The 22,463-nt window shown below is 72.6% G+C and carries 23 protein-coding genes and 1 tRNA gene; 14 read left to right on the forward strand and 10 right to left on the reverse strand.

From position 1 onward, the window contains the following. The first annotated feature begins 23 nt into the window (after positions 1-23). The 3 genes from iolB to N4P33_RS04810 all read left to right on the forward strand — a co-directional run bounded on the left by iolB (position 24) and on the right by N4P33_RS04810 (position 3,801). The gene (gene iolB / locus N4P33_RS04800) at positions 24-917 is read left to right on the forward strand and encodes a 5-deoxy-glucuronate isomerase (protein WP_260824952.1); all 894 of its coding nucleotides are present in this window, start codon (positions 24-26) and stop codon (positions 915-917) included. Then, positions 914-2,791, forward strand: a complete 1,878-nt coding sequence (iolD, locus tag N4P33_RS04805; protein ID WP_260824953.1) for a 3D-(3,5/4)-trihydroxycyclohexane-1,2-dione acylhydrolase (decyclizing) — start codon at positions 914-916, stop codon at positions 2,789-2,791. The genes iolB and iolD overlap by 4 nt, the downstream gene beginning before the upstream one ends. Before the next feature lie 200 nt (positions 2,792-2,991). Further along, positions 2,992-3,801, forward strand: coding sequence for a GntR family transcriptional regulator (locus N4P33_RS04810; protein WP_260825004.1), 810 nt, complete (start codon positions 2,992-2,994; stop codon positions 3,799-3,801). Here the strand turns inward: N4P33_RS04810 and N4P33_RS04815 are convergent. The 3 genes from N4P33_RS04815 to N4P33_RS04825 all read right to left on the reverse strand — a co-directional run bounded on the left by N4P33_RS04815 (position 3,791) and on the right by N4P33_RS04825 (position 5,493). Continuing rightward, positions 3,791-4,594, reverse strand: a complete 804-nt coding sequence (locus N4P33_RS04815; RefSeq protein WP_260824954.1) for a DUF427 domain-containing protein — start codon at positions 4,592-4,594, stop codon at positions 3,791-3,793. The two genes, N4P33_RS04810 and N4P33_RS04815, sit on opposite strands and share 11 nt — an antisense overlap. 85 nt (positions 4,595-4,679) lie before the next feature. After that, the gene (locus tag N4P33_RS04820; RefSeq protein WP_260824955.1) at positions 4,680-5,351 is read right to left on the reverse strand and encodes an NUDIX domain-containing protein; all 672 of its coding nucleotides are present in this window, start codon (positions 5,349-5,351) and stop codon (positions 4,680-4,682) included. A gap of 68 nt (positions 5,352-5,419) precedes the next feature. Then, positions 5,420-5,493, reverse strand: a tRNA-Pro gene (locus N4P33_RS04825). A 101-nt stretch (positions 5,494-5,594) separates the two neighbouring features. On the opposite strand from N4P33_RS04825, the gene N4P33_RS04830 reads away from it, so the two are divergent. Together N4P33_RS04830 and cobF are read left to right on the forward strand one after the other, a co-directional pair. Next, on the forward strand, positions 5,595-6,128 hold the full coding sequence (locus N4P33_RS04830) for a DUF309 domain-containing protein (RefSeq protein ID WP_260824956.1): 534 nt from the start codon (positions 5,595-5,597) through the stop codon (positions 6,126-6,128). A 53-nt stretch (positions 6,129-6,181) separates the two neighbouring features. Continuing rightward, positions 6,182-6,955, forward strand: a complete 774-nt coding sequence (gene cobF, locus N4P33_RS04835) for a precorrin-6A synthase (deacetylating) (protein ID WP_260824957.1) — start codon at positions 6,182-6,184, stop codon at positions 6,953-6,955. Positions 6,956-6,965: 10 nt separating this feature from the next. Here cobF and N4P33_RS04840 read toward each other — a convergent pair whose 3' ends face one another. Beyond that, positions 6,966-7,715 (reverse strand): cobalt-precorrin-6A reductase, encoded by a 750-nt coding sequence (locus N4P33_RS04840; protein WP_260824958.1) that lies wholly within the window; start codon positions 7,713-7,715, stop codon positions 6,966-6,968. 228 nt (positions 7,716-7,943) lie between these two features. Between N4P33_RS04840 and N4P33_RS04845 the strand changes: the two genes are divergently transcribed. Next, a complete protein-coding gene (locus tag N4P33_RS04845; protein ID WP_260824959.1) occupies positions 7,944-9,341 on the forward strand; it encodes a diacylglycerol kinase family protein in 1,398 nt (465 codons plus the stop codon). Positions 9,342-9,353: 12 nt separating this feature from the next. Here N4P33_RS04845 and N4P33_RS04850 read toward each other — a convergent pair whose 3' ends face one another. Beyond that, positions 9,354-10,121, reverse strand: coding sequence for a sulfite exporter TauE/SafE family protein (locus tag N4P33_RS04850; protein WP_260824960.1), 768 nt, complete (start codon positions 10,119-10,121; stop codon positions 9,354-9,356). Between the two features lie 161 nt (positions 10,122-10,282). After that, complete coding sequence (locus tag N4P33_RS04855) at positions 10,283-11,470, reverse strand: thiolase family protein (protein ID WP_260824961.1); 1,188 nt, start codon at positions 11,468-11,470, stop codon at positions 10,283-10,285. 151 nt (positions 11,471-11,621) lie between these two features. Between N4P33_RS04855 and N4P33_RS04860 the strand changes: the two genes are divergently transcribed. The 8 genes from N4P33_RS04860 (at position 11,622) to N4P33_RS04895 (ending at position 18,154) form a co-directional block, all read left to right on the forward strand. After that, complete coding sequence (locus N4P33_RS04860; protein WP_260824962.1) at positions 11,622-12,431, forward strand: alpha/beta hydrolase; 810 nt, start codon at positions 11,622-11,624, stop codon at positions 12,429-12,431. A 92-nt stretch (positions 12,432-12,523) separates the two neighbouring features. Continuing rightward, the gene (locus N4P33_RS04865) at positions 12,524-13,006 is read left to right on the forward strand and encodes a Dps family protein (protein ID WP_260824963.1); all 483 of its coding nucleotides are present in this window, start codon (positions 12,524-12,526) and stop codon (positions 13,004-13,006) included. Positions 13,007-13,056: 50 nt separating this feature from the next. Beyond that, positions 13,057-13,389: a DUF3140 domain-containing protein gene (locus tag N4P33_RS04870; RefSeq protein ID WP_260824964.1), complete on the forward strand. Its 333-nt coding sequence runs from the start codon at positions 13,057-13,059 to the stop codon at positions 13,387-13,389. 4 nt (positions 13,390-13,393) lie between these two features. Further along, positions 13,394-14,047: an endonuclease gene (locus N4P33_RS04875; protein ID WP_260824965.1), complete on the forward strand. Its 654-nt coding sequence runs from the start codon at positions 13,394-13,396 to the stop codon at positions 14,045-14,047. 144 nt (positions 14,048-14,191) lie between these two features. After that, the gene (locus N4P33_RS04880) at positions 14,192-15,004 is read left to right on the forward strand and encodes an SAM-dependent methyltransferase (RefSeq protein WP_260824966.1); all 813 of its coding nucleotides are present in this window, start codon (positions 14,192-14,194) and stop codon (positions 15,002-15,004) included. 64 nt (positions 15,005-15,068) lie between these two features. After that, a complete protein-coding gene (locus N4P33_RS04885) occupies positions 15,069-16,472 on the forward strand; it encodes a glutamine synthetase family protein (protein WP_260824967.1) in 1,404 nt (467 codons plus the stop codon). Between the two features lies 1 nt (position 16,473). Continuing rightward, a complete protein-coding gene (locus N4P33_RS04890; RefSeq protein ID WP_260824968.1) occupies positions 16,474-17,610 on the forward strand; it encodes an amidohydrolase in 1,137 nt (378 codons plus the stop codon). A 16-nt stretch (positions 17,611-17,626) separates the two neighbouring features. Then, positions 17,627-18,154, forward strand: a complete 528-nt coding sequence (locus N4P33_RS04895; RefSeq protein ID WP_260825005.1) for an NUDIX hydrolase family protein — start codon at positions 17,627-17,629, stop codon at positions 18,152-18,154. Positions 18,155-18,172: 18 nt separating this feature from the next. On the opposite strand, the gene N4P33_RS04900 is transcribed toward N4P33_RS04895, so the two are convergent. The 4 genes from N4P33_RS04900 to N4P33_RS04915 are packed head-to-tail and all read right to left on the reverse strand — an operon-like array spanning position 18,173 to position 22,388. Next, positions 18,173-19,360 carry an ABC transporter ATP-binding protein gene (locus tag N4P33_RS04900; protein WP_260824969.1) on the reverse strand — a complete coding sequence of 396 codons (1,188 nt, stop codon included), beginning with the start codon at positions 19,358-19,360 and terminating at the stop codon, positions 18,173-18,175. Positions 19,361-19,411: 51 nt separating this feature from the next. Then, entirely contained in the window at positions 19,412-20,245 is an 834-nt protein-coding gene (locus N4P33_RS04905) for a carbohydrate ABC transporter permease (protein ID WP_260824971.1), read from the reverse strand. Beyond that, positions 20,245-21,153 carry a carbohydrate ABC transporter permease gene (locus tag N4P33_RS04910; protein WP_260824972.1) on the reverse strand — a complete coding sequence of 303 codons (909 nt, stop codon included), beginning with the start codon at positions 21,151-21,153 and terminating at the stop codon, positions 20,245-20,247. The genes N4P33_RS04905 and N4P33_RS04910 overlap by 1 nt, the downstream gene beginning before the upstream one ends. Then, positions 21,150-22,388 carry an ABC transporter substrate-binding protein gene (locus tag N4P33_RS04915; protein WP_260824973.1) on the reverse strand — a complete coding sequence of 413 codons (1,239 nt, stop codon included), beginning with the start codon at positions 22,386-22,388 and terminating at the stop codon, positions 21,150-21,152. The genes N4P33_RS04910 and N4P33_RS04915 overlap by 4 nt, the downstream gene beginning before the upstream one ends. Positions 22,389-22,463: the final 75 nt, after the last annotated feature.

Below are 22,463 nucleotides of genomic sequence, written 5' to 3' on the forward strand. Positions count from 1 at the left end.
CCCGTCGTGACGAAAGGGAACCCATGACGTATCACCTTCCCGCGGGTAAGGCGCAGGCCGGCCCCTACCTCGTCGACGTGACCCCCGAGACGGCCGGCTGGGGCTACTCCGGCCTGCGCGTCCTCCAGCTGCCGCCGGGCGGCACGCACACCTTCGACACCGGCGAGAGCGAGTGGATCGTGCTCCCGCTGACCGGCGGCTGCACGGTCGCCGCCGCCGACGACTTCGGCCACGACACCTTCGAACTCACCGGCCGCACCAGCGTGTTCGAGGGGGTGAGCGACTTCGCGTACGTCCCGCGCGACGCCCGCGCCACCGTCACCTCGACGGGCGGCGGACGGTTCGCGCTCACCGGCGCCCGCTGCACCCGCCGCCTGCCCGCCCGCTACGGCCCCGCCTCCGACGTCCCCGTGGAGCTGCGCGGCACCGGCACCTGTTCCCGCCAGGTCAACAACTTCGGCGCGGCGGGAGTCTTCGAGTGCGACAAGCTGATCGCGGTCGAGGTGATCACCCCCGGCGGCAACTGGTCGTCGTTCCCGCCGCACAAGCACGACGAGCACCGGCCGGGCGAGGAGTCCGTGCTGGAGGAGATCTACTACTTCGAGTTCGCCGCGCACGCCGGCATCCCCGGTCTCGGCTACCAGCGCGTCTCACCTTCCGGCCCCGGCCGTGAGACGGATGTGCTGGCCGAGGTGCGCGACGGCGACGTCGTCCTCATCCCCGACGGCTGGCACGGGCCGTCGATGGCCGTACCCGGCCACCACATGTACTACCTCAACGTCATGGCGGGCCCCGAGGCCGAGCGCGCCTGGCTGATCTGCGACCACCCCGACCACGCCTGGATCCGCGACACCTGGCCGGACCAGACGGTCGATCCCCGACTGCCCCTCTACACCGCACCGGAGAGGTCCCTATGAGCGCCGCCACCCGCCGACTGACGACCGCCCAGGCGCTGGTGCGGTTCCTCGCCGCCCAGTACACCGAGCGCGACGGCGCGCGACGCCGGCTGATCGCGGGCACATGGGGCATCTTCGGCCACGGTAATGTGGCGGGCCTCGGGCAGGCGCTGGTGGAGTACGCGGACGTCATGCCGTACCACCAGGGCCGCAACGAGCAGGCCATGGTGCACGCGGCCGTCGGCCACGCCCGCCAGCTGAACCGGCTCTCCGCGCAGGCCGTGACGACGTCCATCGGCCCCGGCGCGACCAACCTGGTCACCGGCGCGGCCCTCGCCACCATCAACCGCCTGCCCGTGCTGCTGCTCCCCGGCGACTACTTCGCCTCGCACGCCGCCGACCCGCTGCTGCAGCAGCTGGAGCACCCGGTCGAGGCCGACGTGTCCGTCAACGACACCCTGCGCCCGGTCTCCCGCTACTTCGACCGGATCACCCGCCCGGAGGCGCTGATCCCGTCGGCGCTCCAGGCCATGCGCGTCCTCGCCGACCCGGCGGAGACCGGTGCGGTCACGCTCGCGCTGCCGCAGGACGTGCAGGCGGAGGCGTACGACTGGCCGGAGGAGTTCTTCGCCGAGCGCGTCTGGTACGTCCGCCGCCCCGCGCCGGACCCGGTGGAGCTGGACGCCGCCGTGGCCGCCGTACGGTCCGCCCGGCGCCCGCTGATCATCGCCGGGGGCGGGGTCCACCACAGCGAGGCCGAGGGCGCGCTGAGGGCGCTGGCCGACGCCACCGGCATCCCGGTCGCCTCCACCCAGGCCGGCAAGGGCTCCCTGCGCCACGACCACCCGGCCGACCTCGGCGGCATCGGCCACACCGGTACGGCGGTGAGCGACGACCTCGCCCGCACGGCCGACCTCGTGATCGGCGTCGGCACCCGCTACACCGACTTCACCACCGCCTCCGGAACCCTCTTCCAGCACCCGGACGTCCGCTTCCTCAACCTCAACATCACCGGCTTCGACGCGCACAAGCTGGCCGCGCGCACCCTGGTCTGCGATGCGCGCACCGGCCTCGAACAGCTGACGGAGGCGCTGGCCGGGCACCGCGTGGACGCGGCGTACGAGGCCGAGTACCGGGCCGGCAAGGAGCGCCGGGAGCGGGTCGTCGAGGACGCCTACCGTGCGGACGACGAGCACGCGGTGCCGACGCAGACGCAGGTGCTGGGCGTGCTCGACGCGATCGTGGGCGACGAGGACGTGGTGATCAACGCGGCCGGTTCGCTCCCCGGCGACCTGCACAAACTGTGGCGTGCGCGCGGCCCGCGCCAGTACCACCTGGAGTACGGCTACTCCTGCATGGGTTACGAGATCCCGGCCGCGATCGGCGTGCAGCAGGCCGCGCCCGGCACGCCCGTGTGGGCGCTGGTCGGCGACGGCACGTATCTGATGATGCCGACGGAGATCGTCACCGCGGTCCAGGAGCGCCTGCCGGTCAAGATGGTCCTGATCCAGAACCACGGGTACGCCTCCATCGGCGGCCTGTCCGAGTCGGTGGGCGGCGAACGCTTCGGCACCGCCTACCGTCACCGGGCCGCCGACGGCACCTTCACCGGCGCCCCGCTGCCCGTGGACCTCGCGGCCAACGCGGCCAGCCTCGGCATGGACGTGCTGCGCGCCAAGACCGTACGGGAGCTGCGGCACGCGCTGGCCGAGGCGCGCACCGCCGACCGTCCGACGTGCGTGTACGTCGAGACCGACCCGGCCGGGACCGCGCCCCCGGCCGAGGCGTGGTGGGACGTGCCGGTCGCCGAGGTGGCCTCCCGCGCGTCCGCCGTCACGGCCCGCGAACGGTACGAGGCGCAGGTCGCCGGGCGCCGCCGCCATCTGTCGTCCTGATCATGACCGCGCGCTCCAGGGGAGGTACGCCCATGGCGAGGACCGATGGACCGGCCGTGGCGAGGACCGGCGAACCGGCCACGGCGAGGACTGGCCGCTCGGCCGTGGCGAGGACCGGCCGCTCGGCCGTGGCGAGGACCGGCCGCTCGGCCGTGGCGAGGACCGGCCGCTCGGCCGTGGCGAGGACCGGCGAACCGACCATGGCGAGAACCGGTGGCTCGGCCGTGCCGCGGCCCGGCGGCCCCGCACGGGCCGCGGCCGGATCCGCGCTCGGTGCGCTGGACTTCGCCCTGGACCGGGGCAGCCCGGTGCCGCTGTACCACCAGCTCGCCCAGCAGCTGGAGGCGGCGATCGAGCAGGGCGCCCTCGTGCCGGGCGACCTGCTGGGCAACGAGGTCGACCTGTCGGTGCGCCTCGGTCTGTCCCGGCCGACGGTGCGGCAGGCGATCCAGTCGCTGGTCGACAAGGGCCTGCTGGTCCGCCGCCGCGGGGTGGGCACCCAGGTGGTGCACAGCCAGGTCAGACGCCCACTGAAGCTGAGCAGCCTCTACGACGACCTGGAGGCGGCGGGGCAGGCCCCGACCACGCTGGTCGTGCGTCACGAGCCGGTCCCGGCCGCACCGGAGGTCGCCGCCGCGCTGGGCGTGGCCGAGGGCGCCGAGGTGATCCTGCTGGAACGCCTGCGCCGCACCCACGGCCAGCCGGTCGCCCTGCTGTGCAACTACCTTCCGGCCGGCCTGCTGGACCTGGACAGCGCCCGCCTGGAGACGACCGGCCTGTACCGCATGATGCGCGCGGCCGGCCTCACCCTGCACAGCGCCCGCCAGACGGTCGGCGCCCGCGCGGCCACGGCACAGGAGGCCGCCCGCCTCGACGAGCAGGAGGGCGCGGCCCTGCTGACCATGCAGCGCACGGCCTACGACGACACGGGCCGCCCGGTGGAGTACGGCACGCACCTGTACCGGGCGTCGCGCTACGCCTTCGACTTCCAGCTGCTGGTCAGGAACTGAGCGCGGAGCTGAACGGTGTCACGGGCCGCTCCAGGCGCTCGCCGTCCACGACGAGGTCGACCACCTCGTTGTAGAAGGCGAGCCGGTCCTTGATCACGCTCACGGCGGGCAGCGGGTCGGGGTAGCTCCACAGGAGGTTGGGCGGTACGTCCTGGCCGCCGCGCAAGGACCAGTACCGGGCGATGCCCTTGTAGGGGCAGCGGCTGCTGTGGTCCGTGGGCTCGAACAGGTCCAGGCGTACGTCCTCGGGCGGCAGGTAGTAGCGGGGCGGCAGGGCGGTCTCGAACAGCACCACCGGTGCCCGCGTCTCGGCGACGACCGTGCCGTCGATCTCGACGATGACATGGCGGCTGCTGGGCAGCGCGTCGACGCGGCTGTGCGGGTCCCGGGGGTGGACGAAGATCTCCTCGTCCTCCTCGTACCAGTGGTCGAGCCCTCGCTCGGGCCGCAGGAACCACTCGAAGGCGATGTGGCCGGCGAGATCGTCCGCGGGGAACACCCAGGCGGCGTTCGGGCGCACGTCGTCGTCCACATGGAGGTCGTAGAAGATCCGCGAGCCGGTGTGCAGGCCGGTGCGCGGCTTCTCCGCCGGGCGCAGCAGGTCGGTGCGCACGTCCTCACGCGGGAACGCGTACTGCGGCACGGGCAGCTCCGGCTCCCAGACGAGTACGGGGCGGCGGCTGTCGACGACGGTGACGTCGCCCTTGCGGCCGCGCACCCAGCGCTCGGTGGGCTCCCACAGCAGGCCCTCGGGGGTGGCGCGCAGGGCTCGGGCGCCGGGGTGGGTGGTCATGGCGACGGCTCCCTTCCGGAAGGTCCGGGTACGTGTCCACGGTCCCACCCCTCGGCTCCACGGTCTCCCCGATCGGCGCGAAGGCTCAGTGGGTGCGCTCGGCGAAGGGCCCCTGGAGCGCCGCCCACTGGAGCAGCATGATGGTCTTCGCGTCGTTGATCTCGCCGGTGCCGATCATGTCCAGGGCGCGCCGGAAGGGCAGTTCGAGGATCTCGATGTCCTCGCCCTCCTCCCCGAGCCCCCCGCCCTCGTGGGTACGGGTCGACGTGCCGTACTCGGCGGCGTAGAAACTGACGCGCTCGGTGACCGAGCCGGGGCTCATATAGACGTCGAAGACATGCTGGACGGGTCCGATGGTGTGGCCCGTCTCCTCCACCACCTCGCGCCGCACGGCGATCTCCGGGTGCTCGTCCTCGTCGTCGAGCAGACCGCCCGGGGTCTCGATCAGCATGCCGTCGGGGTGTCCGTTGACGTACACGGGGAAGCGGAACTGGCGGGTGAGCAGCACGGTCCCGCGTGCGGTGTCGTACAGCAGCATGGTGGCGCCGTTGCCCCGGTCGTGGGTCTCGCGCTCCTGCGTGCTCCAAGTGCCGTCGGCGTGCTGGAAGTCGAAGACCGTGGTCCGCTCGACGTACCAGTGGCTGGACAGCAGTCTCACGTCCCGGACCTTGACCCGGGGGTTGCCGGTGAGGTCCCGCCCGGCACGGTCGAGCCCGGTGCGCCCTCGGCGGTCGGGGGTGTCGATCCCGGCGGTCATGCCCGCTGCTCCCCTCCAGTAGCACGCGAAGGCCCCGCGAACCGAAGCCCGCGGGGCCTTTCACACCGTCGGGACGACAGGATTTGAACCTGCGACCCCTTGACCCCCAGTCAAGTGCGCTACCAAGCTGCGCCACGTCCCGGTGCCCTCACGCGCGGATGACCCGCGTGATCGCGCGAACAGCACTTTACCGCACGCCCCCGGCCGCGCCGAAGCGGGCCCGGTCGCGCGACAATCGGGGCCATGGGCAGCACGGACGGCACACCGGCACACACGACCTCCGCCGCGCGGGACCGCGACAGCGAGGGGCGGGCGCGCAACGCCCGGCCCCGCGACGGCCTCGGGCGGCCCCTGCCGTACGGGGCGCAGGGGGTGCCCCGCCAGCCCGAGGGGGTCGTACGGCGGCCCGAGGAGAGCGTCGCCGAGGCCCAGCGCCTGCTGGACGAGGGCAAGCCCTTCCACGCGCACGAGGTGTTCGAGGACGCCTGGAAGTCGGGACCGGAGGAGGAGCGTGAGCTGTGGCGCGGCCTCGCCCAGCTCGCGGTGGGTCTCACGCACGCGGCCCGGGGTAACGCCACGGGCGGGGCACGGCTGTTGCGGCGCGGCGCGGGAGCGGTCGAGGAGTGGGCGCGCGGCGGGGGCGAGCGGGTGCACGGGATCGATCTGCCCGGCGTGATCGCGTGGGCGCGCGACCTGGCGGCGGAGGTGGAACACGGGCAGGGCGGCAAGCCGGTGGCCGCGGCGCAACGGGCGCCGCGGCTGCGGGGCACGTCGTAAGGCTTTCCGGACGCGGTGCGTGTGGTGTCAGTGGTGTGCGGCAGACTCGGGGCGTGCGAACCATTCATGTCATCGGAATCGGCGCGGGCGACCCCGACCAGCTGACCCTGCAGGCGGTCAAGGCCCTGCGGAGCACGGACGTGTTCTTCATCCTCGACAAGGGCGAGGTGAAGTCCGACCTCACCGGGCTGCGCCGGGACATGCTTCAGGCGCACATACCGGAGGGGACGTACCGGGTCGTCGAGGCGCGCGACCCGGAGCGGGACCGTACGGCGGGCGGCTCGGCCTACTCCCCCGCCGTCGGGGACTGGCGCCGCGCCCGCGCGGACATCTACGAGACGCTGATCGCCGAGGAGCTGGGCGAGGACGAGACGGGCGCGTTCCTGGTCTGGGGGGACCCGTCGCTGTACGACAGCACGCTGGGGATTCTCCAGGAGGTGCTGGAGCGGGGGCAGGTCGCCTTCGCATACGACGTCGTGCCCGGCATCAGCAGTGTCTCGGCGCTGGTCGCCCGGCACCGTACGGGGCTCAACCGCGTGGCGCGCCCGGTGCAGATCACCACGGGCCGCCGGCTCGCCGAGGGCTTCCCCGAGGGCGTGGACGACGTGGTGGTGATGCTGGACGCCCACCAGGCCTTCCGGCAGTACGCCGATCAGGACGTCGACATCTACTGGGGCGCCTACATCGGCACCCCGGACGAGATCCTCGTCTCCGGTCCGCTCGCCGAGGCCGCTCCGCGCATCGAGCGGCTGCGGGCCGAGGCCCGTGAGCGCAAGGGCTGGATCATGGACACGTATCTGCTGCGGCGCCGGGTGGCGGAGGAGTAGGCGGGGTCAGTCACTCCGGAAGGACCGTGTGCAGGCGGGCCCGGGCCGTCGCCACGTCCGGAACCGCGGTCACCCCCGGCGGCAGCGGCGGGCGGCGCACCAGCACCACCGGCAGTCCGAGTTCCCGTGCGGCGGTGAGTTTCGCGGAGGTCGCGGCTCCCCCGCTGTCCTTGGTGACCAGGACGTCGATGCCGTGCTCGCGGAGCAGGGCGGTCTCGTCGGCGAGGGTGAAGGGGCCGCGGGCCAGCAGGGCGCGCGTGTGCGGCGGCATCGGTGGCTCGGGGGGCTCCACGGACCGTACGACGAAGTGGAGTTCCGTGAGGTGGGCGAAGGCGCCGAGTCCCAGCCTGCCCGTGGTGAGGAGGACCCGGCGGCCCAGGCGGGGCAGCAGGCCGGCGGCGGCGTCCAGTGAGGGGACGGGGTGCCATCGGTCCCCCGGTCCCGGCTGCCAGCCCGGTCGGCGCAGCACCACCAGGGGCAGCCCGGTCAGCTCGGCGGCCCGTGCCGCATGGGCCGTGATCGTCTCGGCGAAGGGATGCGTGGCGTCGACGACCGCGCACACGCCCTCGGCGCGCAGCCAGCCGGCGAGCCCCCGCACTCCGCCGAAGCCGCCCACCCGTACCTCACCGGCGACCGGTCCCGGCCGCACCACACGCCCCGCGAGCGAGGTGGTGACCCTGATTCCGGGGTGGGAGGTCAGCTCGGCGGCGAGTTCACGGGCCTCGGTGGTGCCGCCGAGGATCAGGACGTGGGGGGACATGAGCCTGAGCGTAGGGGGCAGACGGCGAAAGGCGGCGGGCCGGGGTGCGTCCTCGCCCGGAAGGTGCATGCCACGCAAGGTGCATGCCAGGCGACCTCCGGGCATACGCGCGATGTGTCTCGGCGGGCGCCGGGGGAAACCGTGGCCGGACGGTGTGATCAGCAGACGGAACTGTGCCGCGGCCCCGAGCCGGTACGGCCTACGATGGCGCCGGCGACTGGAGGAGTCATGGCCGTGGACCTGAGCAGGCGGGCCTACCGTGTGCAGCGGTGGGCCGCGCGGGCGGCGTTGGCGGCGGCCACGGCCGCGGTGCTGGTCCCGCTGGTGTACGGCGGGTGGCGCGGCCTGTTGCTGCTGGTCTGCGGTGTCGCCGGGCTGGTGCTGAGCGCGGCCGCGGTGTGGTGGACGCTGACCCTGCGCGGACCCGTCAGGTGGCTGGCGGCGCTGGTGGCGGTGTGTGTGCCGGCCGCCGTCGTCGCGCTGTTCACCGCCACCTTGTTCTGGGCACTGCTGGTGTCGCTGGCATTGTGGGGTCTGGCGGTGTGGACCGGCAGGGTCGCGCTGCGGGGCGTGGGCACGGCCGCGAAGGAGCGTGAGCGGCGGGCGCCGCCGCCCAGGAAGCCGGTGCTGATCATGAATCCGCGGTCGGGCGGCGGCAAGGTGGACCGCTTCCGTCTGCGGGAGAAGGCCGAGCGGCTCGGCGCGCGTGTCGTGCTGCTGGACCCGGAGCGGGGGGACGACGTCACCGAACTGGCGCGGGCCGCCGTGGCGGACGGCGCGGACCTGCTGGGCGCCGCCGGCGGCGACGGCACGCAGGCGCTGGTCGCGGCCGTGGCCGCCGAGCACGACCTGCCGTTTCTCGTCATCAGCGCCGGAACCCGCAACCACTTCGCGCTGGACCTAGGGCTGGACCGCAACGACCCGGCGGCGTGCCTGGACGCGCTCACCGACGGAGTGGAGGTGCGGGTGGATCTGGGCTTCGCGGCCGACCGGCCGTTCGTCAACAACGCCTCCTTCGGCGCGTACGCGGCCCTCGTGCAGAGTCCGGCCTACCGCGACGACAAGATCGGCACCAGCCTGGACCTGCTGCCCGATCTGCTCACCGGTCAGCAGGGGCCCCGGCTGACGGCCCGCGCCGGGGACACGGTGATCACCGCTCCGCAGGCGGTGCTGGTCAGCAACAACCCGTACCGCACCGACGACCCCTTCGGGCTGGGCCGGCGCGAGCGGCTCGACGCCGGGGTGCTCGGTGTCCTCGGCGTCAAGCTGGAGGGCGCGGTCCACTTCGCCGCGCTGCTGCTGGGCCCCGAGCCGAGCGGCCTCACGAAGCTGACCGCGCCGGAGGTCGTCATCGAGGCGGACCGCCCGGAGATCGAGGTCGGCCTGGACGGTGAGGCCCTCGTCCTGCCGGCGCCGGTCGTGTGCCGTATCGCGCCGGGCGCGCTGCGGGTCCGCGTCCCGCGCAGGCGTCCCGGCGTCACGCGCGCCGCACCGAGCCTGGACTGGCGGCGGCTGCGGAAGCTGGCGGCGACGGTCGGCCGCACGGCCGCACCGCACCGCCGCCACCGGGACGCCGCGCAGACCCAGCCCACGGAGACGCCCGAGCCGACGGAGCGCATCGGCTGACGGTTTGCCCGCTCACCTCACCAGCAACTGCACTCCGCCCACCACCGTCGCCGCGATCACCAGCTGCTCGAACAGCCGCTGGTTGATCCGGTCCACGGCCCACTTCCCGAGCAGCGCGCCCGGCACGACAAACAGCACGAGCGCCGCGTCGAGCAGCAGCGAACCGGCGTCAATCAGGCCCAGTCCGGCGCTGAACGGCAGCTTGGACGTATTGACGATCAGGAAGAAGAAGGCGGACGTCCCCAGGAAGCCCAGCTTCCGGAAGCCCGCGGACAGCAGGTACATCGACATCACGGGTCCGCCCGCGTTGGCGACCATGGTGGTGAACCCGCCGAGGACTCCGTAGGAACGGGCCTTGACCCGCCCCGCGCGACTGGTGACCGTTTCCGGCTCCTCCTCGGCCCCGGCCCGGCGCCGCCGCCACACCGTCACCCCGGCCATCAGCAGCAGGATCGCGCCGATGGACATGCGGACGGCTTGATCGTCGGCCCACATCAGGAAGACGGTGCCGACGACGACACCGGCGGCGACGGCCGGGAACAGCCGCCACAGCGTGGGCCAGTGCGCGTGCCGCCGGTAGGTGAGCACGGCGAGCACGTCACCGGCGATCAGGATGGGCAGCAGCACACCGGTGGAGGCCCGGGCGGGCAGCACCGCGGCGAAGATGGCGAGGCTGACGGTGTTGGCCCCGCTGACGGCGGTCTTGGAGAACCCGACGAGCAGAGCGGCGAAAGCGAGCGCGCCGAATTCCCACCCGCTGAGCTGCGTGATCGTATCCATGCGGGGACCGATGGTATGTCCTGACAAGCAGGGGCTGCCAAGAGGGGCTCAGCAAGGCGCCCCGATAGGGGCGCGGGGCTGTATCGATGTGCGGCTCCGCCGCGTGGGCGCGACCAGCCCCCACGCACCCGCAGCCCCAAGCGGACCGAGACGACCCCTGCCTAATGCCGCTCCACCAGCACCGCACTCCCCTGCCCCACACCCACACACATCGTCGCCAGCCCCTTGGACGCCCCGGTCCGCCGCATCCGGTGCAGCAGCGTCGTCAGAATCCGCGCCCCGGAGCAGCCCAGCGGATGACCGAGGGCGATCGCCCCGCCCGTCGGATTGACCAGCTCGGGATCGATCCCCAGCTCGTCCACGCACGCCAGCGCCTGCGCGGCGAACGCCTCGTTGAACTCGGCCTCCTGGATGTCGCCGATCTCCCAGTCCGCGCGCGCCAGCACCTTGCGGGTGGCCGGCACGGGCCCGATGCCCATGACGTCGGGGTGGACACCGGCGGACCCACCGGCGACATAGCGGCCCAGGGACTCCAGGCCCAGCTCGTTCAGCACCTCCTCGCTGACCAGGATCAGCCCGGCCGCACCGTCGTTCATCGGGGACGCGTTGCCCGCCGTGACGGACCCGCCCTGACGGAACACCGGCTTCAGCCGGGCCAGCTTCTCCAGGGAGGTGTCCTCACGGATGCACTCGTCGGCGTCCACCACCACCCCGTCGGCGCGCTCGACCGGCAGCAGCTCGTCGTCGAAGCAGCCGTTCTTGCGCGCGTCGGCCGCCCGCTGATGGCTGCGCAGCGCGAACTCGTCCTGCCGCTCACGCGAGATGCCGTACCGCTCGGCGACCTCCTCGGCGGTCTCGCCCATGGACAGCAGGCCGTGCAGGTCCTTCATCGCGGGGTTGACCAGCCGCCAGCCGAGCCGGGTGTCGGCGGTCTCCATGCGGTGCGGCAGGGCCTCGTCGGGCCGGGGCAGGACGAAGGGGGCCCGGCTCATCGACTCGGAGCCGCCGGCGATCACGATGTCGGCCTCGCCCGCGGCGATGGTGCGGGCGGCGGCGGTGACGGCCTCGAGACCGGAGGCGCACAGGCGGTTCACGGTGGCGCCGGGCACGGACTCGGGGAGCCCGGCGAGCAGCGCGGCCATGCGGGCCACGTTGCGGTTGTCCTCGCCGGCCTGGTTGGCGGCGCCCCAGTAGACGTCGTCCACGCGGGCCGGGTCCAGCGCGGGAACCTCGGCGACCAGACCCCGGATCACGGCGGCCGCGAGATCGTCGGGCCGTACCGGGGAGAGGGCTCCGCGCAGCTTGCCGATGGGGGTGCGGCGGGCGGCCGCGAAATGGACGGGACGCACGAGGAGGACTCCTGACGGAAGCAGAGGGGGGTGTGCCGTGTCCGGCGAACTCTTAATTAGCACCGCTAGTTTCGAACTATAGACCGCACCGCGGCCACCTGGAAAGATCCCCAGGACATGAGCAGTTTCTCCCGGACGATCTGGAGGATCCATGCCCGATGCCCGCGCGTACAACCTCCCCGGCACCCGCGGCACGCTGGCGGTCCGCGAATGGTCCGGCGGTCGCCCCCGCTACCTCGCGCTGGTCGTCCACGGATACGGCGAGCACATCGGCCGCTACGCCGAACTCGCCGGCGTGCTCGTCCGGCACGGGGCGCTGGTGGCCGGGCCCGATCACATGGGGCACGGCGAGTCGGCGGGCGAGCGGGTGCTGATCGAGGACTTCGAGGAGGTCGTCACCGATGTGCACACCATCGCCCTGCGGCTGCGCGAGGACCACCCCGGTCTGCCGCTGGTCGTGATCGGCCACTCCATGGGCGGCCTGATCGCGGCCCGCTACGCCCAGCGGTACGGCGAGACGCTCGCCGCCCTGGTGCTCTCGGCCCCGGTGATCGGCGACTGGGAGCTGCCGGGCCGGCTGCTCGCCCTGGACGAGATCCCCGACACGCCGATCAGCCCGGCGGCGCTCTCCCGTGACCCCGCGGTGGGCGCGGCGTACGCGGCCGATCCGCTGGTCTGGCACGGGCCGATGAAGCGGCCGACGGTGGAGGCGTTCGCCCGCACGCTCGCCACGGTGGCGAAGTCCGGCGACGTCGGCCGGCTGCCGCTGCTGTGGCTGCACGGGGACGACGACCGCCTGGTGCCGCTGCCGGGCAGCCGCGTCGGAGTGGAGCCGCTCAGCGGCGGCCGGCTGACGCGGAAGGTGTATCCCGGCGCCCGGCACGAGGTGTTCAACGAGACGTGCAGGGCCGAGGCGTACGACGATCTGACGCGCTTCCTGGACGACGTTCTCGCAGGCTGAGCGGCCTCCGCGCGACAGCCGCCCGGGTTTGTGGCGCATGGGCCGGGGCACCCGATCAGTCCCGGATTCCATGAGAGAAGGAGCACTGACCCATGACTGTTGTGCGGAGCACCCTTCCCGAGGAAGCCCGCCGGGTTTCCTGCGAGGCGCTCCAGGACACGCTGGTGGATCTTCTCGGTCTGTCGCTGATCGGCAAGCAGGCCCACTGGAACGTCGTGGGCCCGCGGTTCCGTTCCATCCACTTCCAGCTGGACGAGGTCGTCTCGGCCGCGCGGACCCACTCCGACACGGTGGCGGAGCGGGCCGCGGCGCTCGGTGTGCCCCCGGACGGCCGTCCCGAGACGATCGCCAAGGTGTTCTCGCTGCCCGCCCCCAAGGAGGGCTGGCTGCGCGACACGGAGGCGGTGCGGGTGATGACGGAGGCCCTCGGCGCGGCGATCACCCGGATGCGGGAGCGCATCGACGCCACCGAGAAGGCGGATCTGGTCACCCAGGACCTGCTGATCACGATCACCGCCGAACTGGAGAAGCAGCGCTGGATGTTCGAGGCGGAGAACGTCCCGGGCGAGTCCTGAGCGCGGCGTTTCCGGCGACAGCACGCACGTACGGACGTAAGGGGCCCATGATGAGTGACGCCCTCGAACTCGACGCGCTGTGGGAGGACTTCCACCGCGTGGTGAACATGACGTCTGCGGAGCTGGCGGCCTGGCTGCGGGTGGCCGACGCCGACGAGCGGACGGAACCGCTGCCGGACCAGGCGGGCGACGCCACCGGGCAGCATGTCCTCGCCGTCCTCCAGAAGCGGCGGACCGATCTCACCGAGGACGATCTGCGGGTGATGCGGCAGGTCGTGGACACCGTGACGACGGAGACGGACCTGGAGAACGAACCCGCCGCCGAGGACACCGCCCTGCGGCACCGGCTGATGTCGCTCGGCCACGATCCGCTCAAGGCGTGAGGCCATGAGCGGCCGGGACGAGCGGGTCGTCCGCGAACTCGTGCGCGCGCACGGGCAGACGTACGCGGAGGAGGCGGGCATCCGGCTCAAGGACACCCCGCAGCCGCTGTACCGGCTGCTGGTGCTGGCGCATCTGCTCAGCGCCCGCATCCGCGCCTCGATCGCCGTGGCCACCGCCCGTGCCCTGCACGAGGCGGGGCTGCGCGATCCGCGCCGGATGGCGGACGCCGACTGGCAGGAGCGGGTGGACGCGCTCGGCCGCGGCGGCTACCGGCGCTACGACGAGCGCACGGCGACCCAACTGGGTGACGCCGCCGAGCTGTTGACCGAACGCTGGGGCGGGGATCTGCGCCGGCTGCGCAAGGAGGCCGACGGCGACCTGGACGAACTGCGGCGGCGGCTGCGGGAGTTCCCGGGGCTCGGGCCCGCGGGAGCCGACATCTTCCTGCGCGAGGTGCAGCGCGTGTGGCCGGAGACGGCGCCCCTGCTGGACACCAAGGCCCTCCAGGGGGCGGAACGGCTGAAGCTCCCCGAGGACCCCGACCGGCTGCTCGGCCTGTCCGGCCGCACCGAACCGGCGGTCCTCGCGGCGGCGTTGGTGCGCGCGGCCACCGAGAAGGACGTGGCCGAGGAGGTCCTGGAACACGCCGGTTCCTAGCGCCGCCCGCCCCACGCCGGCTCCTGCGCCCGCCCCTCCCCCCATCTCTCCGGCCTGCCCCGTTCCCAGGACAACGTGATCATCGCGCGGCACAATGGCCGCATCGGCCGGTCGTGGTCGTACGGGCGAGGGAGAGGAAGAGACGTGAGTGAGAGCCACACCCCGCCGAGCGGGTCGGCGAGGCTGAACACCGGTGTGGCGCACAACGCGCGCGTGTGGAACTACTGGATCGGCGGCAAGGACAACTACGAGGTCGACCAGAAGGTCGGCGACCACGTCGCGTCGATCAACCCGATCATCCGGGACATCGCCCGGGCCGACCGGGAGTTCCTGGGCCGGGCGGTGACGTTCCTGGCCGGCGAGCGCGGGGTGCGGCAGTTCCTCGACATCGGCACCGGGCTGCCGACCGCGGACAACACCCATGAGATCGCCCAGCGGATCGCGCCCGACGCCCGGATCGTCTACGTCGACAACGACCCGATCGTGCTGGTCCACGCCCGCACTCTGCTCACCGGCACCCGTGACGGCGTCACCGACTACATCGACGCCGATGTGCACGACCCCGACGCGATCCTCCGACGGGCCGCCGACACCCTCGACTTCGACCGTCCGGTCGCGGTGATGATGCTGGGCATCCTCAACTTCGTCCTCGACACCGACGAGGCCCGCTCCATCGTGCGCCGCGTCATGGACGCGGTGCCCTCCGGCAGCTTCCTGGTGCTCACCCACCCGACCTTCGACCCCGAGGTCGGCGGTGAACTCCAGGTGCCCGCCATGGAGTTCTGGAACGAGAATGCCACTCCGCCGATCACGGCCCGCAGCGGTGCGGAGATCGCCGCGTTCTTCGACGGCCTGGAGCTGGTGGACCCTGGCCTGGTGTCGTGCTCCCGGTGGCGCGCCACGTCCGGCTCCGCCGTGGTGGTGCCGCAGTACGGCGCGGTGGGCGTGAAACCCTGACGGGAGTCCGACCGGTCCGGACGATCCCCGGCCGAGCGCCGGACGGCACCGTCGAGGAGGACGCATGACGACCCTGGCCGACCCCGTACCCGGCGGGCGTCCCGGAGACGTCGAACGGGCCACCGCGCTGGGCGGCGAGCTGGCCGGCCGGGGCGTGCACGGCGTGGTGCTGTCGTACGTCGACACGGCGGGCATCGGCCGGATCAAGACCGTCCCGACGGCGCGGCTCCCCGACGCGGCGGCCTGGGGCGTCGGCATGTCACCGGTGTTCGACACCTTCCTGGCGAACGACGCCATCGTCAGCACCGACGTCCTCGGCTCCCCCGACGGCGATCTGCGCCTGTACCCGGACCTGGACCAGGTGACGGTGCTGGCCGGGCAACCGGGCTGGGCGTGGGCGCCGGTGGACCGCATCACGCAGGAGGGCGAGCGGCACCCCGGGTGCGGGCGCAGCCTGCTGCGCCGGATCGTCTCGGAGGCGGCCGAGCGGCACGGGCTGACGTTCCGCGCGGCCGTCGAGGTCGAGTGGACGCTGGGCCGGGGCGACGCCCCCGAGGGCGCGTTCGTCCCGGCGACGACGGGACCGGCGTACGGTGCGACGCGGCAGGTGGAGGCCGGTGACTACGCCGCCGACCTGCTGGCGGCGTGCGCGGCGCAGGGCGTGGATGTCGAGCAGTTCCATCCGGAGTACGCGCCCGGCCAGTTCGAGCTGTCGGTGGGCGCGCTCGACCCGGTCGCGGCGGCCGACCGCAGCGTGCTGGTGCGTCAGACGATCCGGGCGGTCGCCCGGCGGCACGGCCTGCGGGTGTCCTTCTCCCCCGCCGTGCTCGCCCGGGGTGTCGGCAACGGCGGCCACATCCATCTGTCGGTCTGGCGCCACGGGGTGAACCTGCACTCCGGCGGCGAGGGCCGCTACGGCATGACGTCCGCGGCGGAGTCCTTCACCGCCGGTCTGCTCACGCACCTTCCCGGCCTGACCGCGCTGACGGCCCCCTCCCCGGCGAGCTATCTGCGGCTGAGGCCGTCCCAGTGGGCCGGTGTCTTCGCCGCCTGGGGCCGGGAGACCCGCGAGACCGCGCTGCGGGTCGTCACCGGCACGGCGGGGCTGCGGGACAGGGCGGCGAATCTGGAGGTGAAGCCGGTCGACCTGGCCGCCAACCCGTATCTCGCGCTCGCCTGCCTGATCGCCGCCGGTCTCGACGGACTCGCCGCGTCGGCCGCCCTGCGCGAGGAGGTCACCGGCGACCCGGCCCGGTTCACCGCCCAGGAGGCGGCGGCCCGAGGCGTCCGCAGACTGCCGGTGTCGCTCGCCGAGGCCCTGGACGCGTTCCGCGAGGACGGGCTGCTGCGCGAGACGCTGGGCCCGGTCCTGGCGGACGCCGTGATCGCCGTACGGCAGGGCGAACTGGCGGCCGTCGACGGGCTGGACGACGAGCGGGTCGCGGCGGCGTACCGGTGGGTGTACTGAGATGACCGGCACGGTGAACGGTCCCGTCCGCGAGGCGCTCGACGCGCTGGCGCTGGTGGACCACCACTGCCACGGCGTCGTCACCGCCGGCCTGGACCGGCCGGGCTTCGAGTCCCTGCTCACCGAGGGCGAGGCCTGGCCCGGCGTCTCCCCCTTCGACAGCCCCGCCGGACTGGCCGTCCGCCGCCATTGCGCACCCCTGCTGGACCTGCCCCGGCACGCCCCCGCCGACGCCTATCTGGCCCGGCGCGCGGAGCTCGGCGGGGCCGAGGCGACCCGGCGTCTCCTGGCGGCCTGCGGCACGGAGGTGTTCTGCGTCGACACCGGCTTCGCCCCCGAGCCGGTCACCGTGCCGCCCGTGCGGCACGAGATCGTCCGGCTGGAGAGCGTCGCCGAGTCACTGGCGGCGGGCGGCGTGGAGCCGGACGCGTACGCCGACGCGTTCCGGGCGGCGGCGCAGGAGGCCGTACGGCGGCCGGAGGTGGTCGGTGTGAAGTCGGTGGCGGCCTACCGCACCGGCTTCGACCTGGATCCGGCCCGGCCGTCCGGCGCCGAGGTCACCGAGGCCGCCGCCCGGTGGCTGCCCACCGGCACCCGCCTGGCCGACCCGGTGCTGGTACGGCATCTGCTGTGGACCGCCGTGGACCTGGGGCTGCCGCTGCAACTGCACACCGGGTTCGGCGACAACGACATCCGGCTGCACCGCGTGGACCCCACCCACCTGACGGACTGGCTCCATCTGACCACGGGCACCGTCCCGGTGCTGCTGCTGCACTGCTGGCCCTACCAGCGGCATGCCGCCTATCTCGCCGCCGTCTTCGAGCACGTGTACCTCGACGTCGGGCTCACCCTGCACCACGTCGGTCCGGCGCGGGCCGCCGCCGTGCTCGCGGAGGCGCTGGAGATCACCCCGCCGCGCAAACTGCTGTACAGCTCGGACGCCTACGGTCTGGCCGAGTTCTACCACCTGGGTGCCCTGGCCTTCCGTCAGGGCCTGGCCGAGCTGCTGCAACAGCGGGTGGACGCCGGCGAGATCGCCCTGCCCGACGCGCTGCGCTTCGCCGCCTGGGCCGGCCGGGACAACGCCCTGCGCGTGTACCGGCGGCTTCCCCGCACTCCGGAACCGTCGAAAGTATGATCAAGCAATGTCTGACATGACCGAGACCACGCCCGGCTGGCTGTCCTCCGACGAGCTGGAGTCGGCCCGTGCCCGTATGCCGATCCTGTACGTCGAGGCCGTCCCGGTGCGGGTCGACGACAGCGGCGAAGTCACCAGCGTCGGCCTGCTGCTGCGCATCGGGCCCGACGGAACGGTCAGCCGGACCCTGGTCTCCGGCCGGGTCCTGCACCACGAGCGGGTCCGCGACGCCCTGCTGCGGCATCTGGAGAAGGACCTCGGTCCGGTGGCGCTGCCCCGTGTCCCGGCGTCGCTGCAGCCGTTCACGGTCGCGGAGTACTTCCCCACGCTGGGCGTCACGCCGTACCACGACCCGCGTCAGCACGCGGTGTCGCTGGCCTACATCGTGCCGGTGACCGGTGACTGCCGGCCCCGGCAGGACGCGCTGGACCTGGTGTGGTTCAGCCCGCAGGAGGCCGTGTCGGAGGCGGTCCAGAGCGAGATGCCGGGCGGACACGGGGTCCTGCTGAAGCAGGCACTGGCACACGCGGGCTGCGCGATCTGAGCACGGGCGGCGGGCGGCTCAGCCGCCCGTGTGCTCCGGGTGGGTGAGGTTCGCGCCGGTCTCCGGGTGGAAGACGTGCGCCTTGGACATGTCGACCCGGAGCTCGACGGGGGCGCCCTCGCGGGCCCGGGTGGCGGCATCCAGGCGGGCCACGATCTGCTGCGCGGCCCCGGCGCCGGTGTCGCGCACGCCCGAGTCGGTGGCCAGTTCCTCCAGTTCGGCGGTGGTCACCGGCCCGCCCTCGGCGCTGAAGTAGACGTAGGCGTCGGAGCCCAGCGACTCCAGCACCTCCACGGTCGCGGTGACGGTGGCGGCGCCGGGCTCCCGGGCGAGGGCGGCGTCCTCGAAGGCCTCGGGGCGCAGCCCGAGGATGACCTCACGGGGCGCGTTCTGCCGCTGGAGCGCCTGCCGGGCGGCGTCCGGCAGCGGCAGGTCGCCGAGCGGTGAGCGCAGGGCGCCCTCCTCCAGGGTGGCGTGGAGGAAGTTCATCGCCGGGGAGCCGATGAAGCCGGCGACGAACAGATTGCGCGGGGTGTCGTAGAGCTCGGCGGACGTGCCGACCTGCTGGACCACGCCCTGACGCATCACCACGATCCGGTCCCCGAGGGTCATGGCCTCGGTCTGGTCGTGGGTGACGTACACGGTGGTGGTGCCCAGGCGCCGCTGCAGCCGGGAGATCTGGGTGCGCATCTGCACCCGCAGCTTGGCGTCGAGGTTGGACAGCGGCTCGTCCATCAGGAACGCCTTGGGGTCGCGGACGATGGCGCGGCCCATGGCGACACGCTGGCGCTGGCCGCCGGAGAGGTGGGCGGGCTTGCGGTCCAGGAAGTCGCCGAGGTCCAGGACCCGGGCGGCCTCCTCGACCTTGGCGTCGATGGTCGCCTTGTCGACCTTCGCCAGCCGCAGCGGGAAGCCCATGTTCTCCCGCACCGTCATGTGCGGGTACAGGGCGTAGCTCTGGAACACCATGGCGACGTCGCGTTCCTTGGGCGCGAGGTCGTTGACGACCCGGCCGCCGATGCGCAGCGTGCCCTCGGTGATGTCCTCGAGCCCGGCGATCATGTTCAGGGTGGTGGACTTGCCGCAGCCGGACGGGCCGACCAGGATCACGAACTCGCCGTCGGCGATCTCCAGGTCCACGTCCCGCACGGCGAGGGACCCGTCGGGGTACCGCTTGCTGACTCCCTCGAGGACGATCTCGGCCATGGGGGCGCCTCCTTGCTTTCGGAGCCTTCGGAGTCTTCGGATCCTTCGGACTCATCCCTTGACCGCGCCGGACGTCAGTCCGGCGACGATCCGCCGCTGGAAGAGCAGGACGAACACGATGATCGGAATGGTGATCACCACGGCGGCGGCGGCGATCGACCCGGTGGGCTGCTGGAACTGGGAACTGCCGGTGAAGAACGCGATCGCGGCGGGCACCGTCCGCGCGGACTCGGTGGAGGTCAGCGAGATCGCGAAGAGGAAGTCGTTCCAGCAGAAGATGAACACGAGGATGGCGGTGGTGAACACGCCGGGCGCGGCGAGCGGCACGATGACCAGACGGAACGCCTGCGCGGGCGTGGCCCCGTCGACCTTGGCGGCCTTCTCCAGGTCCCAGGGGATCTCCCGGAAGAACGCCGACAGGGTGTAGATCGCCAGCGGCAGCGAGAAGGTCATGTACGGGATGATCAGGCCGATCCAGGTGTCGAAGATGCCGATGATGCGCTCGATGTTGAACAGCGGGGACACCAGGGAGATCGGCGGGAACATGGCGATGAGCAGCGACATGCCGATCAGCACCTGCTTGCCGGGGAACCGCAGCCGGGCGACCGCGTAGGCGGCCATGGTGCCGAGGGCGACCGCGATCACGGTGGCGATCAGGGCGATGCCGATGGAGTTGATCAGGGCGCGGGTGAACTCGGCGGTCTCGAAGATGCCTTTGTAGTTCTCCCAGGTCCAGTCGCGGGGGATGTAGGTGCCGTCGGTGAGGGTGCTCGGGTCCTTGAACGACAGTGCGGCGATCCACCACACCGGGAACAGGGCGTAGAGCACCACGACCACGTTGACGACGCCCCAGCGGGTGGCGTGGGTCTTGCCGGCGGCGGCCATCAGCGCTTCACCTCCGCGCCGGGTGCGGCGGCGCCGAACAGTTTGACGAAGGTGAAGGCGATGATCCCGACACAGAGGAAGATCAGGACCGAGATCGCCGACCCGATGCCGAGGTTCAGCGCGGTGAACAGGTTGTCGTAGCCGAGGATCGACAGGGAGCCGGTGCCCTGGGCGCCCGCGGTCAGGACGTAGATGTTGTCGAAGATCCGGAAGGCGTCCAGGGTGCGGAAGAGCAGGGCCACCAGGATCGCCGGTTTCATCAGCGGCAGCATGATCCGGGTGAACCTCTGCCAGGGGGTGGCGCCGTCGACCATGGCCGCCTTCAGGGTCTCCTCGGGGACGAGGGCGAGTCCGGCGAGCAGCAGCAGGGCCATGAAGGGGGTGGTCTTCCACACCTCGGCGAGGATGATCAGCCACAGCGCGGGCCACTGCTCGGTCAGCGGGGCGTCCCCTTGCGGCAGCAGTTCGGCGAGGTAACCGAGTTCGGGCGTCCAGGCGTACTGCCAGGAGAAGGCGGCGACGACGGTGACGATGCCGTACGGGATGAGGACGGCGGTGCGTACGGTGCCGCGCCAGAAGAGGGTGCGGTGCATCACCAGGGCGAGGCCCATGCCGAGGACGAGTTCGATGGTCACGGACACGGCGGTGATGAACAGCGTGACCCAGAAGGCGTCCCACCAGTAGGGGGAGGACAGCACGGCCCCGTAGTTGCTCAGGCCCACGAACTCGGCGCGGGCCGGGAAGCGCAGGTCGTAGCGCTGGAGGGAGAGGTAGACGGCGTATCCGATGGGGTAGGCGGTCACGGCGAGCATGACGATCACGGCCGGTGCGCACAGCAGCCAGCCGAGGCGCCGTTCCTGCCGGGCACCGGCCGAGAGCGCCTTGCCGCGCGGTGGGCGGTCGGTCACGGGATCACACCCTCGGATCGCAGGGCCTTGTCGATCTGGTCCCTGATGGTCGCCACCGAGCTCTCCGGGTCGATCGCGGAGGGCGGGGACAGCGTGTGGGAGACGGCGATCGACACGTTCTGGTAGGCGGGGGTCAGCGGCCGTACGCTCGCCGATTCCAGGGCGGCCAGCACGTCCTTGGAGAAGGGGTACTCCTTCATGAACGCCGGTTCGTCGTACAGGGCGCGAAGCGTGGGCGGCAGGCCGCCCTCGAGGGCGGCGGTGAGCTGGTTCTCCCGGTTGCGCAGGCACAGCGCGGCCTCGAAGGCCAGGTCGGGGTGGCGGGAGTAGGAGCTGACGGCGAGGTCGATGCCGCCGATGGTGGGCCGGGCGGGGCGATCGGCGTCGACGCGCGGGTAGGGTGCCCAGCGGAAGTTCTTGAACAGCTCCGGGTTGTTCGCCCTCATCGACGGATAGACGAACGGGTAGTTGAGCTCGAAGGCGGCCACCCCCGACTCCATGGCGAGGCGGTTCTGGTCCTCCATCTGGTTGGGCAGGGAGGGGTCCGCGGCTGGGGAACGGGCGAGGTCGCGCATGATGCCGGCGGCCCGTACCGCGGGCGGCCCGAGGGACGGTTCGGTGGCACTGGCGTTCAGGATGGAGCCGCCGGCGCTGTTGACGAGCGTGTTGAACCAGACGGTGAGGCCCTCGTACTGGGCGCCCTGGATCTCCACGTAGTGCGGCTTGCGCTGCCGGGCCAGCTCGCGGGACATCTCCAGCATCTCGGCCCAGGTCTTCGGCGGGGTGGGCACCAGGTCCTTGCGGTACCAGAGCAGCTGGGTGTTGGTGTTGTACGGGACGGCGTACAGCCTGTCCTTCCAGGTGGCCGTCTGCAGCGGCACGCGCAGGGTGCCCTCGGTGGCCCGGCGTTTCATCTCGCCGGTCCACTCGCGGATCCAGCGGGCCTCGGCGAACTCGGCGGCCCAGGTGACGTCCAGGCCGAGGATGTCCATGGAGTCGTCCTCGGCGGCGAGACGGCGCACCATCTGCTGGCGCTGGCCGTCGGCGGCGCGGGGCAGCTTGTTGTAGCTGATCCGGTAGCGGCCGCCGGAGGCCTGACTGCACCGGTCGGCGGCCTTCTGCAGGGCGCCGGAATCGTCGGGGAAGTTGTACCAGTTGAGGGTGGGCCGCCCGGAGTCCTCCTCCCCGCCGCAGGCGGCGAGCGCCGAGGCGAGCAGCGTCAGCGCGGCCAGCACCGGCACCCTCCGCGCCGCCCCTCGGGGCCGTCCACACCTGGCGTGCACGCGCTCCACACCTCACTTCCGGGATGG

Origin of the sequence: Streptomyces sp. 15-116A (assembly GCF_025290915.1) — a bacterium.
GTDB lineage: Bacteria > Actinomycetota > Actinomycetes > Streptomycetales > Streptomycetaceae > Streptomyces.